The organism is Streptomyces sulfonofaciens (assembly GCF_014656295.1).
Lineage (GTDB): Bacteria > Actinomycetota > Actinomycetes > Streptomycetales > Streptomycetaceae > Streptomyces > Streptomyces sulfonofaciens.
The window spans coordinates 80,317-95,045 of the sequence record NZ_BNCD01000006.1; the positions used below are offsets into that span (position 1 = coordinate 80,317).

Below are 14,729 nucleotides of genomic sequence, written 5' to 3' on the forward strand. Positions count from 1 at the left end.
GCTCCGGGCCCCGGCCGGGGGCCCCACGGGCACGCCCCTACTGCACCAGGGGCGTGAACTGCACCGGAAGCGCCGTCAGCCCCCGCATCCAGATCGACGGACGCCAGGTCAGCTCGTCGGGCTCCACCGCGAGCACCAGGTCCGGCAGCCGCTCCAGCAGCGTCTCGACCGCCGTCCGCGCCATCACGTCCGCCAGCAGCGGGGCCGGATAGGGGCAGCGGTGCTCGCCGTTGCTGAACGACAGATGGGCGGCGTTCTCCGCGCCCACGTGTGCCTCCGGCCAGATCTGCGGATCGGTGTTGGCGGCGGCCAGCCCCAGCACCAGGCAGTCGCCCGCCCGGATCTGCCGCCCGCCGAGCTGGGTGTCCCGCACGGCCCAGCGCCCGATGAAGTTCTGGGTCGGCGTGTCCAGCCACAGCGCCTCGTTGAGTGCTTCGCCCACGCTGAGCCGGCCGCCCGACACGTTCACGGCGAACCGCTCGTCCGTCAGCAGCAGCCGCAGCGTGTTGCAGATCCAGTTCGCCGTCGGCTGCTGGGCTGCGGCGATCACCGAGATCAGGTCCTGGACGATCTCCTCGTCCGTCAGCCCCGCCGGGTGCAGCAGCATGCGCGAGGTGACGTCGGGGCCGGGGCGGTCCCGCTTGGCCTTCACCAGTTGCCGCAGCCGCTCGCCCACGCGCGCATAGGCGGCCACCGGGTCGTCGCCCTCCGCCGCGTCCAGCGAGATCCGCAGGTCGTCGACGAACTGCCGGGTGTCCTCGCCCGAGTCCGGCATCCCGCACATCTGCACCACGGCCCGCATCGGCAGGGCGTGCGCGTAGCCGGCCATCAGCTCCGCCCGGCCGCTCCCCGCGAACTCGGCGATGAGCCGGTCGGCGATCATCTGGCAGTCACGGGACAGCTCGAACTGGTCGACGGCCTCCAGCGCCTCCGTGATCACCCCGGACCGCCGCCGGTGCTCCTCGCCCTCGGTGAACAGCACCGAGGGCTGGTACCCGACGAACGGCAGCAGAGGCCAGTCCGCGGGGATGCGCTCCCACTGGTTCCAGCGCCGGGAGTCCCGCGCGAACAGCTCGTCGTGGCTGGTCACGTACGTGACCTCGGAATAGCCGAGCACCAGCCAGGCCGGGATGTCCCCGTCGAGCAGCACCGGCGCGACCGTGCCGTGCTCCCGGCGCAGCGCGCGGTAGGTCTGCGACGGCGTCTGCTGGTATTCGAGCCCCGCCAGGCGCACCGCGCTGTCGTGGGCGGGGCAGCCCGGGGGAGCCGGGTGCGCGGAAGGGGAACCGGTGTCGGTCACGGTGTCGCCTCCTGGGCCAGGGCCAGTTCGTAGAGGTGGTCCACTAGGGTGATCAGCACGTCCTTGCCGGACTGCCGGACCCGCGCGTCGCAGTCGACCATCGGCACGTGCTCGGACAGCGCGAGCGCCTGACGGATCTGCTCCAGGGAGTACCGGGTGGTGTCGTCGTCGAACCGGTTGACGGCCACCACGAACGGCGTGCGGTGGTGCTCCAGCCGGTCTATGGCGTACCAGGAGTCGTCCATCCGCCGGGTGTCCACGAGCACGACCGCGCCCAGCGTGCCGGAGAACAGGCTGTCCCACAGGAACCAGAAGCGCTCCTGTCCCGGTGCTCCGAACAGGTACAGCACCGTGCGTTCGTTGAGACTGATCCGTCCGAAGTCGAACGCCACCGTGGTGGTCGACTTGGTCGCCACTCCCCTGGTCTCGTCGACGCCGACGCCGGCCTGCGTCATCACCTCCTCCGTGTTGAGCGGCCGTATCTCGCTCACCGACCGGACCAGGGTCGTCTTGCCGACACCGAACCCGCCCACGATGACGATCTTCAGACCGGTCTCCGCCGCGTCGGCCAGTGGCGTGCGGTGGGAGGGCAGCTCAGAGGTTGCGGAGCCCATGGAGCACCTCCTTGAGAAGGGCGGAATCGGGGAGCGAGGCGACGGACCGCGCCGCGCGCGGGTGACGGGCGGTGATGCGGCCCGTGTCGAGCAGATCGCCGAGCAGGATCCGCACCACGGTGATCGGTAATTTCAGCTCCGCGGCGATCTCGACCACGGCCGTCGGATGCCGGCACAGGTCCAGGATCCTGGCGTGCTCCGACTGCATCCCCGCCTTGGGTTCGCACTCACTGACGATGAGGGTGACGAGGTCGAAGGAGTCGTCGGCACGGCTCCGACCGCCCGTGACCGTGTAGAGCCGGTCGGGGTCACCGGTGTCCACGGGCTTGCGCGTCACGAGGTCGCACTCCCGTGGAGGGGCGCTCGGGGCTCGGCCCGCAGGTGCTCGCCGATCTGCTCGACCAGCTCCGTCATCTGGTGGCCCACCACGCCGGGGTCCGCGTCCTCCTCGGCGACGACCGCGAGGTGCGCCCCCTCACCGGCCTCCACGATGAACAGCAGGCCTCCGTGGAACTCGGTCATGGAGTGGCGGACACCGCCGGTGCCGTCGCCGAACTCCACGGACGCGCCCTGCGCGAGGGCCTGGATACCGGAACAGATCGCCGCCAGTTGGTCCGCCTGGTCCTCGGTCAGGTTCTCGGTCCAGCACAGCTTCAGGCCGTCCCGGGAGAGGGCGAGGGCGTGCCGGGTTCCGGGAGTGCGCTCCAGAAGGCTCTGCAGGAGCCAGATGAGGCTGTTGTCGGTGGTCTGCATGGTGGGTGATGGGACGGTGGTGCCCGGCTGAACCGGTCACCGGCCCGTTCCTCCAATCTCACGAACTTGAGCGCGTAAGTGGGCGCCGGGGCCCCGGGCGCCGTACGGGAAGGGTGAGGGGGGCTACGGAGCGGTCGGCGGCTCGGACTCGGGCCGGGCCTCGGGCTCGGGTCCGGCCTCGGGCTCGGGCCGGGCCTCGGACTCGGGTCCGGCCTCGGGCCGGGCACCCGGTCCCGCGGTTGCGCCCGCGGACCTGCGCCCTCGGTGGAAGGCGCCGAACCGGGACCCCGCGTCGCGTGCCGGGCGCTGCTCCGGCGGGACGCTCTCCACCGCCTCGGACGTGGACCGGCGCTGCTCGCGCTCCCGTTCCGCCTCGGCCATGGTGCGGCCGGGGGTGCGGACGGGCAGGCCGTTCAGCGTGTCGTCGTTCGACCGCCGGAACCGGCCCTGCTCGGGCTGCTCCGGCCGGGCGGCAGGCCGCTGGCTGTCAGCGGGGCGCGGGGCGGCGCCGGGCGCCGGGACGGACGGTGCGGCCGGGGCCGGCGCGGGTGCCGGCGCGGGTGCGGCCGCGGCCGCCGGGCGGCGGGGCGTCTCGCGCGGCGCGGGGTCGCGCTGCTGGGCGAGCAGTTGCGGGGGCAGCAGGACGACGACGCCGGTGCCGCCGCGTGAGGACGGGCGGTAGTTGACACTGATGCCGTACTTCACCGCGAGCCGTCCGACCACGGCGAGGCCGAGCCGGGTGCTCTGCAGCGAGGCGAGGTCGGTCATGCGGCCGGCCACGGCCTCCTCCGCGCGGCGCATCGCGGCGTCGGCCATCTTCAGACCGCTGTCCTCGATGGTGACGACGACACCGGCGCTGCGCTCCTCGACGTAGGCGTGCACCTCGTCGATGGGCGGCGAGAAGTTCGCGGCGTTGTCCATCAGCTCGGCGAGCAGATGCATGACGTCCTCGGCGGCGAATCCGGAGATCGCCGCGGTGGTGGAGCAGTGCAGGCGCACCCGCTGGTAGGCGGCGATGCGGCCGACGGCGCCGCGCAGGATGCTCTCCATCACGATCGGCTTGTTCCAGGCGCGGCTGGAGCGGCCGCCCATGAGCAGCGCCAGCCGGTCGGTCATCAGGCCGAGCTGGGACGTGCTGTGGTCCAGCTTCAGCAGGTCGCCGAAGACCTCCTCGCCGTGCCGGTCCTGCATCTCCCGCAGGTCGGCGAGCATGCTGACGGCCTTGGCCTGGACGCGGCTGAGCGCCTTGGCCGAGGCGACCTGTGCCGCGGCGGCGCGCCGCTCGCTGCGGGCGAGTTCGCGTAGGAAGGTTTCGACCGAGGCGTGGGCCGCGGGCAGCCGCGGCAGGTCGAGTTCGGCGAGCACCCTGTCGGCGGACTGGCCCTCGCGCAGTTGGGCGACCGCGGCCGGCAGCGTCTCCCGCGCGAGCCGGTCCAGCTCGATCACCGCCTGGTCCAGCTCGTACGCGGCCTGCTTGCGCTCGCCGTCCAGGGCTGCCTCCTGCCGCACGCCCTCCTCGACGACGGCGGCGAAGGTGTGCACGAGCCGGCGAAGCTGCGGGTCGGCCGGGAGCTGCACGCTGCCCAGTGCGTCGGCCGCGCTCGTACCGTCCCGCAGGCGCTTGGCCACGGCGGGCAGCGTCACGTTGACCAGGTGGGCGGTCTCCCCCGACCACTGCGCCGCCTGCGCCTTGAGATCGCCGGTCGCGGAGTCCTGCACGGCGGCGGTGCGCCGGGCCCGGTGGACGAGCCGGTGGCTGACGAGAACGGTGACGGCCACGCACGCCCAGGCCACCACCGCCACGACCAGTGTCCAGGTGCGGGCGTCGGACGGTGCCCAGGCGACCGCCGCGCCGGCGACCGCGGCGCTCACCACCAACACGGCCAGGGCCGCGGCCGGCGAGGTGCGCGGCACCTTCGCCGATCGGTGCTGACTGGGCGGTACATGCACTGACATTCCGCGGTCCCTCGGTCCGTGAGAGCAGGAGAAACGGGGGCGGCCGACACACGACGGCCGCAGGTCAGGAAGGGGTCACCGAAACGAACGGCGATCTTCCGGCCAGATAGCGGCTCATGGTAGTCACCTGCTGCGGCAAGGAGATCCGATTAGCTGCACAATGCACCAGCGGTTCGCGAACTTACCACTGTTACCGCCCGGTGTGGTAACGGAGTTGATGCTGGTCCCGCACCGGCCCCGGGACGTCATCGCCGCCGGTCGACGGCGCCGGTACGCGTTGATCGCCCGGCACGGGACGCGGGTGCGTTGCAGCCCCGGCCCGGGACGGGCACGGCTGCGGTCCCGGCCGGCCCGCCGGGCCCGCACACGCTTCGGGCCCGCGACGATGCCCCGGGTTCGTCCAGCACGAGCACCAGCGCCGACGCGTCAAGGCCGAAGTCCGCTCCGGTGGCGGTGGGGGCGCCCCGACCCAGCCCCACCAGCACAGCAGTCAGGCCCGGTGCCTCCGTGCCCAGCGACACGTGGCAGCCCGTACCGGGCCGCCGCCTTCCGTGCGGGCGCGCACGTGCGAGTGGTGCGTACGGTGTGTCAATGCGAGGCAGGAGGCTGACCGGACAGAAGGGGACCCGAGGTTGACGGAGTCCGAGCCGGGTCGTCAGCGCAGGCCCCACGGGGGACCGGGGACTCAGGTGCTGTCCGTGCTGCACGCGGCGCGGGGCCGGTGGCCGCGGGCTGGGTGCAGGGGCACCTGGCTGCCGATCCGGCGTCGACGACCGATCTGACGGTCCTGGCCCGCCCGCCGGCCGAGCATGTCCGAGCGGAACTCGGTAGTGGGCGTCGGGTGCCGTGACGCGCCGCCGCGAGTGCCGGTCGTTCGCATGGGTTCCGGTCGCCGACCACGCGTCGCTCACCGCCCCGAGGTCGCCCGCCGCCCTGAGAATGCGCCGTGTGCTCGACGGCGAGCGGGGCGGGAAGGCTGTACCGGCCGGCTTCGTCACCACGCTGTCGTCGCACGACGAGCAGCTCCCGCGTGATCTGCTGGATCAGGCGCGTGACGTGCCGGAGGAGTGAGCTGCGCCCGGGCCGTCACGCTCCCCCGAGCCGTCACGCTCCGCCCGCGCTGCGCGCTCCCGGCGGGCCTGACGCCCGTGCGCCTCGGCGAGCTGCCAGGCGAGGTCCCCTGCCAGCGCACCCACCGCGACTGCCGCGGCCACCGTCCCCACCGTTGTCATTCCCTCACCGACGTACGGGCGGCCGCTGAGACTGCTCAGGCCGAATCCAGCGAGCAGGAACAGCGCCGCGACGACCGCCGACAGGCTCGGTGCGACCAGCGCCAGCACGGACAGCGGGCTTCGGCCGCCGCCCGCGCCGGTCGTGGGGGGCGGCGCGGCCCCGCCGCGGTCCCCGTCGGCGTCGGCCGGCCACTCGCGAGGCCCGGGATCTGACATGTTCGCCTCGATGGAGAGAAGCTGCGGCGGCCTTCGGCGGACGCCGCGTGTGACAGAGGGCCTGCTGAGTGTAATGGTTCCCGACGGCCGACCGCGGACGGCGCGAAGTACCGTCGCGGACCGACCGCGCTCGGTGCGGCGGCGCACCTCTCACCGCCGATGAGACGCACGAGGCACCGTCGATGGACGCACGACTCAAGCCGATGGCCTGGGACACCGCAAGGCCGCCGGGACCATCGGGCCGCTGTCCTCGGCGGCGGGGCGAAACCCTCCTCGCCCGTCTGCCCGGCGCCGCGGCAGCACACGCGTCAGTTCGGCGGCACGTGTCCGATGCCCGGGCGGTGTCCCCGGCGGTGTCGCCGGGGGTCCGACGGTACGGCCGTCCCGCGCTGCCGGCCCGCGGCCAGAGCTCCTGAACGGTGACGGTGATCGACTACGTTTGGGGCGAAGGCGGCAGGCACGCGCTCGTGGTGCGAGGGCCGGGCCGAAGTGGCTGCTGGGGGATGGGGGCGGTATGCGGTTCAGGCTGCGGGACCGGTTGCGGTACTGGTTCGACGGCACGATGGACCGCGGCACCCCGGCTCTCATCGGCTGGCTCGCGCTGGCGTCCCTGGCCCTGGTCGCCGTCGTCTCCGCCCTGGTCGTCGCCTTCACCACCTCCGACGCCGAGCAGAACGGCGGCTGGCGCGGTGTCGTCTGGATGAGCCTGCTGCGCACCCTCGACCCGGGCACCATGGGCGGCGACACAGGTCGGCCGGTCTTCCTGGCCCTGATGCTCACGGTGACGATCGGAGGGATCTTCATCGTGAGCGCGTTGATCGGTGTACTGGCCAGAGGTCTGGAGAACCGGATCCAGGAGTTGCGCAAGGGCCGCTCGCGACTGATAGAGCGTGGGCACACGATCGTCCTGGGCTGGTCGGACCAGGTCTTCACGGTCATCGCGGAACTCGTCGAGGCGAACCAGAGCGAACGCCGCTCGTGCGTGGTGATCCTCGCCGACCAGGACAAGGTCGACATGGAGGACCAGATCCGCCAGCGCATACCGGACACCGGCCGTACCCGGGTCATCTGCCGCTCGGGCAACCCGCTGGAGCGGCCCGATCTGGAGCTGGTCAGTCCCGACACCGCGAAGGCGATCATGGTCCTGCCGCCGGTCGGGGACGACAGTGACGTGGACGCGATCAAGGTCTTGCTGCTGCTGAACAACCGGGTCTGGCGCGGTGAGCGCCCCACCGTCGTCGCGGCCGTCCAGAGTTCGGACAACCTGCCCGCCGCACGGCTGGCGGCGGGCGAGAAGTCCCTGATAGTCGACGCCGACGACATCGCGGTGCGCCTCATCGCGCAGTCGCACCGGCAGACGGGGCTGTCCACCGTCTTCAACGAACTGCTCAGCTTCGTGGGCAACGAACTCTATTTCCGTGACGAGCCGGCGCTGACGGGACGCACCTACGGCGAAGCACTCCTCGCCTACTCCCTCGGCGCCCCCGCCGGGCTGCGCACGCGCGACGGCAGGGTGCTGGTGAACCCGCCGACGGACACCGTCATCGCCCCTGGTGAGCAGATTCTCGTGGTCGCCGAGGACGATCTGGCGATACGGCTCGCCCAGTCGCCCCCGACCGTCGTCACCGCCGCCGTCACCGTGCCGCGCGAGCGGCCGCCGTCGCCCGACCGCACGCTCATGGTCGGCTGGAACTCCCGCGCGCCCAGACTCATCTCGTTGCTCGACAGTTTCGTCGAGCCCGCGTCGATCGTGGACGTCACGGCGCCGAGACGGCCGCCCGAGAAGGAGTTACCGCAGGGCCTGAGCCACCTCCAGCTCGGATACCGGTACTGCGAGCCGACCCGAAGATCCTCCCTGGAGGAACTCGACCTGGGGGGCTACCAGCACATCGTCGTGCTGTCCGACGACCGCGTCGCACCGGACCGGGCGGACGACCGGGCATTGGTGACCCTGCTTCACCTGCGCGACATCGAGATGGCGCTCGGTGACCCCTACTCGATCGTCACCGAGATGAACGACGACGGCAACCGCGAGATAGCCCAGGTCACCAAGGCGGACGACTTCATCGTGAGCACCAAGGTGATCACTCTGCTGCTGACCCAGCTAACCGAGAACCCGCACCTGGAGGCCGTGTTCACCGACCTGTTCAACCCCGAGGGGGCCGAGATCTACCTCAAGCCGGCGGCCGATTACCTCGTACCCGGAGCCGAGGCCAACTTCGCCACGGTGGTGGCCGCCGCACGCGACCGCGGAGAGTCGGCCATCGGCTACCGCCTGGCCCGGCACGGGCACGAGCCTCCCGGCTACGGCGTCTTCCTGAACCCGTCGAAGACCGGTTCGCTCGTGCTGGAGGAAGGGGATGCGGTGATCGTCCTCGCCGAGGACTGACGGCCGGCGCCGGCAGCCCGCGCATCCGGCGGGACGGTCGGAACGTACCCCCGTCCCACGGCCGGCGGGGCCGCGGCTGCCCGTTCGGCAGCGGGACGGCCGGGGCGGGCAGCGGGCCGGTCCGGGAGCACCCCGGCGCACGCCGCCCCACGGCGAGGGCGGCCTGCCGCCCCCATCGGGCGTAACAGGATGCGGCCCTCCGGCGCGGCTCCGCCCGTGCGCCACCGGCGCACGTAGGTTGGCGCCGCAACGGCCGGTCCCGGGTCTCTTGCGCCTCCCTGGAAGAAGAAAGCATGCCTGTTCGGACGTCAGCGGCCATCAGGCGGATGGGCCGGTGGCTCGGCTGGGACGCCGCTCCCCCGCGGGCGACCCCAGCCGGTCCCGGCGCGCCGCTGTTCACGGCGGACTTCTCCGCGGCCGGGCAGTGGGTGGCGGGGCGTTCCTGGGCGTATCCGGGCGGCGGGCCGACGAACCCCGGTGACAACAAGCTGGACCACCTGGTCACCGACCCCGACTACAGCCGTTCCGGCGTCTTCCGTGCGACGCGCCGCGCGGACGGCACGTGGAGTACGGGGCTGCTCACCACGGAGAGCAGCGACGAAGGATTCATGGTGAGAACGGGCGACGTCCTGCACGCCCGGGTGCGGTTGCCCCGCGAGCTCGGAGCGTGGCCGGCGATCTGGACGTGGCATGAAGGGGGCCAGGAGATCGATGTCTTCGAGTACCACCCGGACAACCCGGACGTGCTGGAGTTCTCGAACCACGTCAACGGGGGGTGTCACTACTACCGCAGCCCGGCGATCCGGCCAGGGGCATGGGTGGAACTGAAGGTCGAGTTCGGCGCGTCGTGCGTGGCCTGGTGGGTGGACGGACGCCTCGCCCATGCCGACGGCACCGGCGTGGGCGAGCACTGGAACGCCCACCTCATCGTGAATCTCTCCGTCTGCGCCGGTGAGCACCATCCGGCACCAGAACCGCACGTGTACGACATGGCGTTCGAGGTGAGCCGGCTGCACGTGTCCCGGTGCTGACCGCGCACCCGCGGGGGCCGCGGCCCGGGGCTCGGCAGCCGGGCCCGCCGCCGAGCTCAGGACCGCCAACGCTGCAACATCGAACGCGGCATCCCAGTTCTCCGGCCGCGCGGCGGCCACCACCCCAGCCAACGGCAGCGTCGATGCCTGGGCATCCCGGGCCAGCCGGGCCAGATCATCCCCAGCGGACGCACCGGTCGCCGCGCAGAACAGGAACGGGGCTCCGGAGCGCTCCGCAAACCGCTCGACCAGCCGCGACCTGCCCACCCGGCGCCGACCACGCAACATCACGCGGCCACCGATGCCCCGCAGCCGGTACGGAATCCGATGGAAGGGTCCGCGACCACGGCCAGGACGCCGGGAACGCGCATGATTTGCGTGGAGCTGGTCCGTGCACTCCCTGCTGTCAGGCACCGGACAGTGCCCAGCACCGGCGTCCCCGTGACACCCAGCACGGTGCGGATGACCAGGGATGACGACAGGTGACGAGGGGTCAGCCACCCCGGCACCATCCCAGCACGGAAAAAGTCAAGGGCCCGACTCCAAGGAGTCGGGCCTTTCCTGACCTGAATGTTTGCTAGATCAGCGACGTAGCGGTACGGCAGCCGCTAGACGTTGAACCGGAACGTTGAACAATCTGCTCCCCCCTGCGAAAACGCGCTTCCGGGAGGGTGAAACCAGCACCGGGGGAATTCCAGACACTCGAAGGGAGCACCGCGTCATTGTGTACATTTGGAACACCTGGTACGCTAGGGCGCATGATGCAGATGCCCATAGAGTCCATCCGCGACGTCCGCGCGCACCTCGCCGAAGTCGTCGAACGGGCCGATCGCGACGACCAGCCCACCGTGATCACTCGACGAGGCAAAGAAGTCGCCGCCGTCGTGTCGATGGACGTGTTGCGCAAATACCAGCAATGGGAAGAGCGCGAGATCAATCGCATCATCGACGAGCGGATGGCGAACCGATCGGCCGGAGTCCACATCGAGGACGTCATGAAGGAAACCCTGGCGCGCGGTGAGTGAGTACCGAACGGTCTTCCGCCCCGAAGCCCGAGATGAACTGCGCAAGATCCCGCGGGACATGGCACTGCGCATCCTGGCCAAATTGACCGAACTGGAAAGCGACCCCTTCGGCTTCAATACGACGGCACTCGTGTCCCAGCCGGAGCGCCGCCGTCTACGAGTCGGCGACCATCGCGTCGTCTACACCATCGACAACGGAGAACTGGTGGTCTGGGTCGTTCACGTCGGCCACCGGAGCACCGTCTACGACACGTGATCACGCGTCAGGAAATCCCGCACGTAACCAGCACGGGACCGGCGAAGGGGTCGGCTCCGCATGGACCGCCCCCTTCCGACCTGCATGCTTGACGAATTGCCTACCTTAAGGTAATGAACCGACTACACGTTGAACCTGAACCCCCAATAAGGAGCTTCCACCTGCAGAAACACGGCTCCCGCGGGCCTCATCCAGCACCGATCCAGCACGGTGCAAGGTCAACCAGCACATCCAGCACCCACGATCGCTACACGGAAACTGCCCGCCGCCACCCTGTCGAGGGCACCCTGAGGGAGACGCTGGTAGCCAGTGAGTGAGTCTCCCGGACCGTCTTCCGAGCCTAAGTACACCCCAATTGGCGGAGAAACCTCGCGATGCGGGAGGTTCAGCTTCCTGCGAACAAAGGTCCGCCCGGCGGCGCCACTGGATGGGGTCAGCATCAACTTCGAGACCATCGACCGGACGTACCCTCGCCACCTCCGAGGTCAGTCGAGCTTCTCGAACGCCGGCCTTGGTGCGATGACGGGCGTGCGCTTTTCATTGATATTGAGCCATGTCGGAGCTTCCACCGACATGAGCTTGCGGTCGACAGTAATCAGATTCTGCTGCGCCGCTTCGTTTAGGGCGTCAAGTATATCAACCACCTTCACCTTCCCATACTTCTCCAGTTGAGCCTGGATTTTCTGGGCCTTCGCGCTCGGCTTGTAATAATAGGGTGCGCGATCATGCCTGCCAACCGTCAGAATCGCTTCAGCAACTGCTTCATACGCATCGTCAAACAAGCCCATGAAGCCATCGGGGTCTGGCAGTGCAATCAGATGCAGACTGTTCCACCTCCGATATCCAGCCGAAAGGTCCACGGCCTGTGGAACAATGGCCACTCGGAGTCCATTGCCATCTTCGAGTTGATGCCAATTACTTTTGATAGTCGCGGCGGCAAACCGCGCCTTCTCCGTACTACTCAGGAACAGGTCGGTCTTCCATACCTTCTTGATCCGTTCCCGCAGATCAGGTTCGGCGGCGACACCGCGAGCAGCGATCGGCACCCAGGATCCAAATGCGAACGGCCGACCTGACCCGTCAGGCAACAGCACCGCATCGCCACTCGCGTTGTTGACGACGGCCTCAGTGAATCCGAGATGGCGTGCACGCTCGTGCCCGAACATCAGAGACGTAGGTCTGTCCAAGTCAGCGAAATCCCTAGGGCTCACCTTCCTGAGGGCTTCGCTGACCAGATCGGTAACGCGTGGTTCGCCGCCGACAATCGCCTCGTGAACGGCCCACTCAAACCCATCCCCACGCGATCCCTTGTCGCGGTGCAGGCGAGCGAGTTTCACCCCGATCGCAATTGAGGTCTTCAAGGTCTGCTTGCGACAATTCATCAAAATGGGCTCTCAGAATTGAGCGCGATACCGCATAAAGAGCACGACCGTACTCATCAACTGGTTCGGCCTGGCTAAGGAAGGTAACATCGGCCATTCAGCGACTCCCCATTTCGCCACACGAAAGGTTGAACTGGAATGCAGCTACGGCGGAGCTGAACGCCGAACACGGAGATCCCACCTGCGAAAACCGAGGTTCAAAGTAGCTAATCGTCCCAGCACACCGGACACTCACCGATCAGTAGTGATACCGGGCAGCGAGGATGACGATCTCATTGTCCGCCACCAGATAGACGAGGCGGTGCTCTTCGTCGATCCGTCGCGACCAGGCCCCAGGCAGGTGATACTTCAGCGGCTCCGGCTTGCCGATGCCCACGAATGGGTCACGCCTGACATCTTCGATGATCTTGTTGATCCGGGCGAGCATCTTACGGTCGTTCTTGAGCCAGGACGTGTAGTCTTCCCAGCCCTGATCCTCGAAGACGAGCCTCACGCGGCACCCGCACCTGCGTCCGGTGACTCGGGATCGATCAGCTCACGCTCCGACACGTTGATGTGCGACAGGGCGTTCTCGTACGCCTTGAGCAACCGCCGGGCGTTCGCTGGCGAGCGCAGCAGGTAGGAGCCCTCGCGCAGCGCCATGTAGTCCTCAGCCGAGACAAGCACCGCGTTACCGTGCTTGGAGACGATCTCGATGGCCTCATGATTCTCGTTGACCTTTTTGATCAACGGAAACAGTTCCTTGCGCGCTTCACTCGCAGTGATGGACATGACTTCAACCCTCCCATCAAGTGGTACTCAATAACGTACCACTCCTGGTGCCGTCTGAGAGAGGAGCCGACTGATGGTGCCTCAGCCGATCCAGCACCCATCCAGCACGGAGAAAGGCCAAGACTCCGCCTCCGGAGAGGTGGGCCACATCTGACCTGCATGTTTGCCACGTCAACGACGTGGTGTTATTTCATCCGCTCACACGTTGAACCGGAACTCCACCACGTCCCCGTCCTGCATCACGTACTCCTTGCCCTCCATGCGGGCCTTGCCCGCCGCGCGGGAGTCGGCCACGGAGCCGGCCTCGACCAGGTCGTCGTAGGAGATGACCTCGGCCTTGATGAAGCCCTTCTGGAAGTCGGTGTGGATGACTCCGGCGGCCTCGGGGGCGGTGGCGCCCTTCTTGATGGTCCAGGCGCGGGCCTCCTTGGGGCCCGCGGTCAGATAGGTCTGCAGGCCCAGCGTGTCGAAGCCGACGCGGGCCAGGGTCGCCAGGCCCGGCTCCTCCTGGCCGACGGACTGCAGGAGTTCCAGGGCCTCGTCCGCGTCGAGCTCCGCGAGGTCCGCCTCCAGCTTGGCGTCGAGGAAGATGGCCTCCGCGGGAGCGACCAGGGCGCGCTGCTCGTCCTTGAAGGACTCGTCGGCCAGCTCGTCCTCGTCGACGTTGAAGACGTAGAGGAACGGCTTGGTGGTGAGCAGGTGCAGGTCGTGCAGGGGCTCGGCGGCCTCGGTGCCCTGGGCGATGCCGGCCGCGAAGAGGGTGCGGCCTGCGTCCAGGATCTCCTTCGCCGACTCCACCGCCTTCAGCTTCGGCTGTATGTCCTTCTTGACCCGCGCCTCCTTCTGCAACCGCGGCAGGACCTTCTCGATGGTCTGGAGGTCGGCGAGGATCAGCTCGGTGTTGATCGTCTCGATGTCGCTCTTCGGCGAGATCTTGCCGTCCACATGAACGACGTTCTCATCCTTGAATGCCCGGATGACCTGGCAGATGGCGTCGGACTCGCGGATGTTCGCCAGGAACTTGTTGCCCAGCCCCTCGCCCTCGCTGGCGCCCCGCACGATCCCGGCGATGTCGACGAAGTCCACGGTGGCCGGAAGGACGCGCTGCGAGGAGAACATTTCGGCCAGCTTCGCAAGCCGCGGGTCAGGCACGCCCACCACGCCGACGTTCGGCTCGATCGTGGCGAACGGGTAGTTGGCCGCGAGCACGTCGTTCTTGGTCAGGGCGTTGAACAGGGTCGACTTGCCGACATTGGGCAGACCGACGATTCCGATCGTGAGCGACACGTTGCGACTTCCCGTATGTCTGGGCGGGGCGGGGGCCTGGAGCGGCGGCCCGGGTGGTGCGGGCCGATCCACCAGTCTACGGCGTCCCGGCGACGGCCCCTTCCGACGGCCGCGGGACCGCTCACCGACGGTCGCGGGACCGCTCACCGACGGCCTCGGGACCGCTCACCGACGGCCTCGGGACCGCTCACCGACGGCCTCGGGACCGCTCACCGACCGCCGCAGGCCGCGCCACGCGCCGTCGCACCGCCCCGCGGGGCCCCTCGGCCGCCCCCGCGCCCCCTCTCCGGGGGCCGCCGCGGGCCCCCGCCCGCCGCCCGCCGCCCCGCGGCGCACCGAACGCCCGGTGAAGCTCGGCCAAAGTGCGTGTCCCAGGACCTGTTCGGCACATGATCGGACCTAGGTTGGTGCATGTGGACCACCCAAGGACGCGTCCCCCACAGTCCCGACCGCGCCGGACCACCCCGCTGCCGCCGCAGGGCGGACCGCGCGGCTCCACCGCGGTGTGCCGCGCCTC

At 69.4% G+C, this 14,729-nt stretch carries 15 protein-coding genes and 2 pseudogenes; 5 read left to right on the forward strand and 12 right to left on the reverse strand.

What is annotated here, in order from left to right; genetic code table 11:
- Positions 1-37 precede the first annotated feature (37 nt).
- The 6 genes and pseudogenes from IE313_RS12055 to IE313_RS35120 all read right to left on the reverse strand — a co-directional run.
- Positions 38-1,300 carry a cytochrome P450 gene (locus IE313_RS12055; RefSeq protein ID WP_189931124.1) on the reverse strand — a complete coding sequence of 421 codons (1,263 nt, stop codon included), beginning with the start codon at positions 1,298-1,300 and terminating at the stop codon, positions 38-40.
- Entirely contained in the window at positions 1,297-1,914 is a 618-nt protein-coding gene (locus IE313_RS12060; RefSeq protein ID WP_189931126.1) for a GTP-binding protein, read from the reverse strand. Before IE313_RS12060 ends, IE313_RS12055 begins: the two co-directional genes overlap by 4 nt.
- Positions 1,895-2,251 (reverse strand): DUF742 domain-containing protein, encoded by a 357-nt coding sequence (locus IE313_RS12065; protein ID WP_189931127.1) that lies wholly within the window; start codon positions 2,249-2,251, stop codon positions 1,895-1,897. The genes IE313_RS12060 and IE313_RS12065 overlap by 20 nt, the downstream gene beginning before the upstream one ends.
- Positions 2,248-2,667 (reverse strand): roadblock/LC7 domain-containing protein, encoded by a 420-nt coding sequence (locus IE313_RS12070; RefSeq protein WP_189931129.1) that lies wholly within the window; start codon positions 2,665-2,667, stop codon positions 2,248-2,250. The genes IE313_RS12065 and IE313_RS12070 overlap by 4 nt, the downstream gene beginning before the upstream one ends.
- A 123-nt stretch (positions 2,668-2,790) precedes the next feature.
- Positions 2,791-4,623 (reverse strand): ATP-binding protein, encoded by a 1,833-nt coding sequence (locus IE313_RS12075; protein WP_189931131.1) that lies wholly within the window; start codon positions 4,621-4,623, stop codon positions 2,791-2,793.
- A 407-nt stretch (positions 4,624-5,030) separates the two neighbouring features.
- Positions 5,031-5,144: pseudogene (locus IE313_RS35120) on the reverse strand (chemical-damaging agent resistance protein C); the annotation flags it as partial.
- A 427-nt stretch (positions 5,145-5,571) separates the two neighbouring features.
- On the opposite strand from IE313_RS35120, the gene IE313_RS36195 reads away from it, so the two are divergent.
- The gene (locus IE313_RS36195) at positions 5,572-5,694 is read left to right on the forward strand and encodes a hypothetical protein (protein ID WP_308439164.1); all 123 of its coding nucleotides are present in this window, start codon (positions 5,572-5,574) and stop codon (positions 5,692-5,694) included.
- On the opposite strand, the gene IE313_RS12085 is transcribed toward IE313_RS36195, so the two are convergent.
- Positions 5,667-6,071, reverse strand: a complete 405-nt coding sequence (locus IE313_RS12085) for a hypothetical protein (protein WP_189931133.1) — start codon at positions 6,069-6,071, stop codon at positions 5,667-5,669. The two genes, IE313_RS36195 and IE313_RS12085, sit on opposite strands and share 28 nt — an antisense overlap.
- A 514-nt stretch (positions 6,072-6,585) precedes the next feature.
- On the opposite strand from IE313_RS12085, the gene IE313_RS12090 reads away from it, so the two are divergent.
- Positions 6,586-8,460 (forward strand): CASTOR/POLLUX-related putative ion channel, encoded by a 1,875-nt coding sequence (locus tag IE313_RS12090; protein WP_189931134.1) that lies wholly within the window; start codon positions 6,586-6,588, stop codon positions 8,458-8,460.
- 293 nt (positions 8,461-8,753) lie between these two features.
- Positions 8,754-9,491 carry a family 16 glycosylhydrolase gene (locus IE313_RS12095; protein WP_229924563.1) on the forward strand — a complete coding sequence of 246 codons (738 nt, stop codon included), beginning with the start codon at positions 8,754-8,756 and terminating at the stop codon, positions 9,489-9,491.
- A 60-nt stretch (positions 9,492-9,551) separates the two neighbouring features.
- On the opposite strand, the pseudogene IE313_RS36200 reads toward IE313_RS12095, so the two are convergent.
- Positions 9,552-9,791: pseudogene (locus tag IE313_RS36200) on the reverse strand (ATP-binding protein); the annotation flags it as partial.
- A gap of 458 nt (positions 9,792-10,249) precedes the next feature.
- Here IE313_RS36200 and IE313_RS12100 point away from each other — a divergent pair.
- Both IE313_RS12100 and IE313_RS12105 read left to right on the forward strand, forming a co-directional pair.
- The gene (locus IE313_RS12100) at positions 10,250-10,516 is read left to right on the forward strand and encodes a type II toxin-antitoxin system Phd/YefM family antitoxin (protein ID WP_189931136.1); all 267 of its coding nucleotides are present in this window, start codon (positions 10,250-10,252) and stop codon (positions 10,514-10,516) included.
- A complete protein-coding gene (locus IE313_RS12105) occupies positions 10,509-10,772 on the forward strand; it encodes a type II toxin-antitoxin system RelE family toxin (RefSeq protein WP_189931138.1) in 264 nt (87 codons plus the stop codon). Before IE313_RS12100 ends, IE313_RS12105 begins: the two co-directional genes overlap by 8 nt.
- Positions 10,773-11,257: 485 nt before the next feature.
- Here the strand turns inward: IE313_RS12105 and IE313_RS12110 are convergent, their stop codons facing one another.
- The 4 genes from IE313_RS12110 to ychF form a co-directional block, all read right to left on the reverse strand.
- Positions 11,258-12,154, reverse strand: a complete 897-nt coding sequence (locus IE313_RS12110) for a hypothetical protein (protein WP_189931140.1) — start codon at positions 12,152-12,154, stop codon at positions 11,258-11,260.
- A gap of 238 nt (positions 12,155-12,392) precedes the next feature.
- Positions 12,393-12,647 carry a Txe/YoeB family addiction module toxin gene (locus IE313_RS12115; RefSeq protein WP_189931142.1) on the reverse strand — a complete coding sequence of 85 codons (255 nt, stop codon included), beginning with the start codon at positions 12,645-12,647 and terminating at the stop codon, positions 12,393-12,395.
- Positions 12,644-12,925, reverse strand: a complete 282-nt coding sequence (locus IE313_RS12120) for a type II toxin-antitoxin system Phd/YefM family antitoxin (RefSeq protein ID WP_053623546.1) — start codon at positions 12,923-12,925, stop codon at positions 12,644-12,646. The genes IE313_RS12115 and IE313_RS12120 overlap by 4 nt, the downstream gene beginning before the upstream one ends.
- Positions 12,926-13,123: 198 nt before the next feature.
- A complete protein-coding gene (gene ychF, locus IE313_RS12125; protein WP_189931143.1) occupies positions 13,124-14,212 on the reverse strand; it encodes a redox-regulated ATPase YchF in 1,089 nt (362 codons plus the stop codon).
- Positions 14,213-14,729 lie beyond the last annotated feature (517 nt).

Excerpts from the sequence above, each read along its gene's own strand:
- IE313_RS12085 (WP_189931133.1), bottom strand. The coding sequence starts at position 6,071 with ATGTCAGATCCCGGGCCTCGCGAGTGGCCGGCCGACGCCGACGGGGAC.
- IE313_RS12095 (WP_229924563.1), top strand. The coding sequence starts at position 8,754 with ATGCCTGTTCGGACGTCAGCGGCCATCAGGCGGATGGGCCGGTGGCTC.
- IE313_RS12110 (WP_189931140.1), bottom strand. The coding sequence starts at position 12,154 with ATGAATTGTCGCAAGCAGACCTTGAAGACCTCAATTGCGATCGGGGTG.
- IE313_RS12090 (WP_189931134.1), top strand. The coding sequence starts at position 6,586 with ATGCGGTTCAGGCTGCGGGACCGGTTGCGGTACTGGTTCGACGGCACG.
- IE313_RS12070 (WP_189931129.1), bottom strand. The coding sequence starts at position 2,667 with ATGCAGACCACCGACAACAGCCTCATCTGGCTCCTGCAGAGCCTTCTG.
- IE313_RS12060 (WP_189931126.1), bottom strand. The coding sequence starts at position 1,914 with ATGGGCTCCGCAACCTCTGAGCTGCCCTCCCACCGCACGCCACTGGCC.
- IE313_RS12100 (WP_189931136.1), top strand. The coding sequence starts at position 10,250 with ATGATGCAGATGCCCATAGAGTCCATCCGCGACGTCCGCGCGCACCTC.
- IE313_RS12120 (WP_053623546.1), bottom strand. The coding sequence starts at position 12,925 with ATGTCCATCACTGCGAGTGAAGCGCGCAAGGAACTGTTTCCGTTGATC.
- IE313_RS12075 (WP_189931131.1), bottom strand. The coding sequence starts at position 4,623 with ATGTCAGTGCATGTACCGCCCAGTCAGCACCGATCGGCGAAGGTGCCG.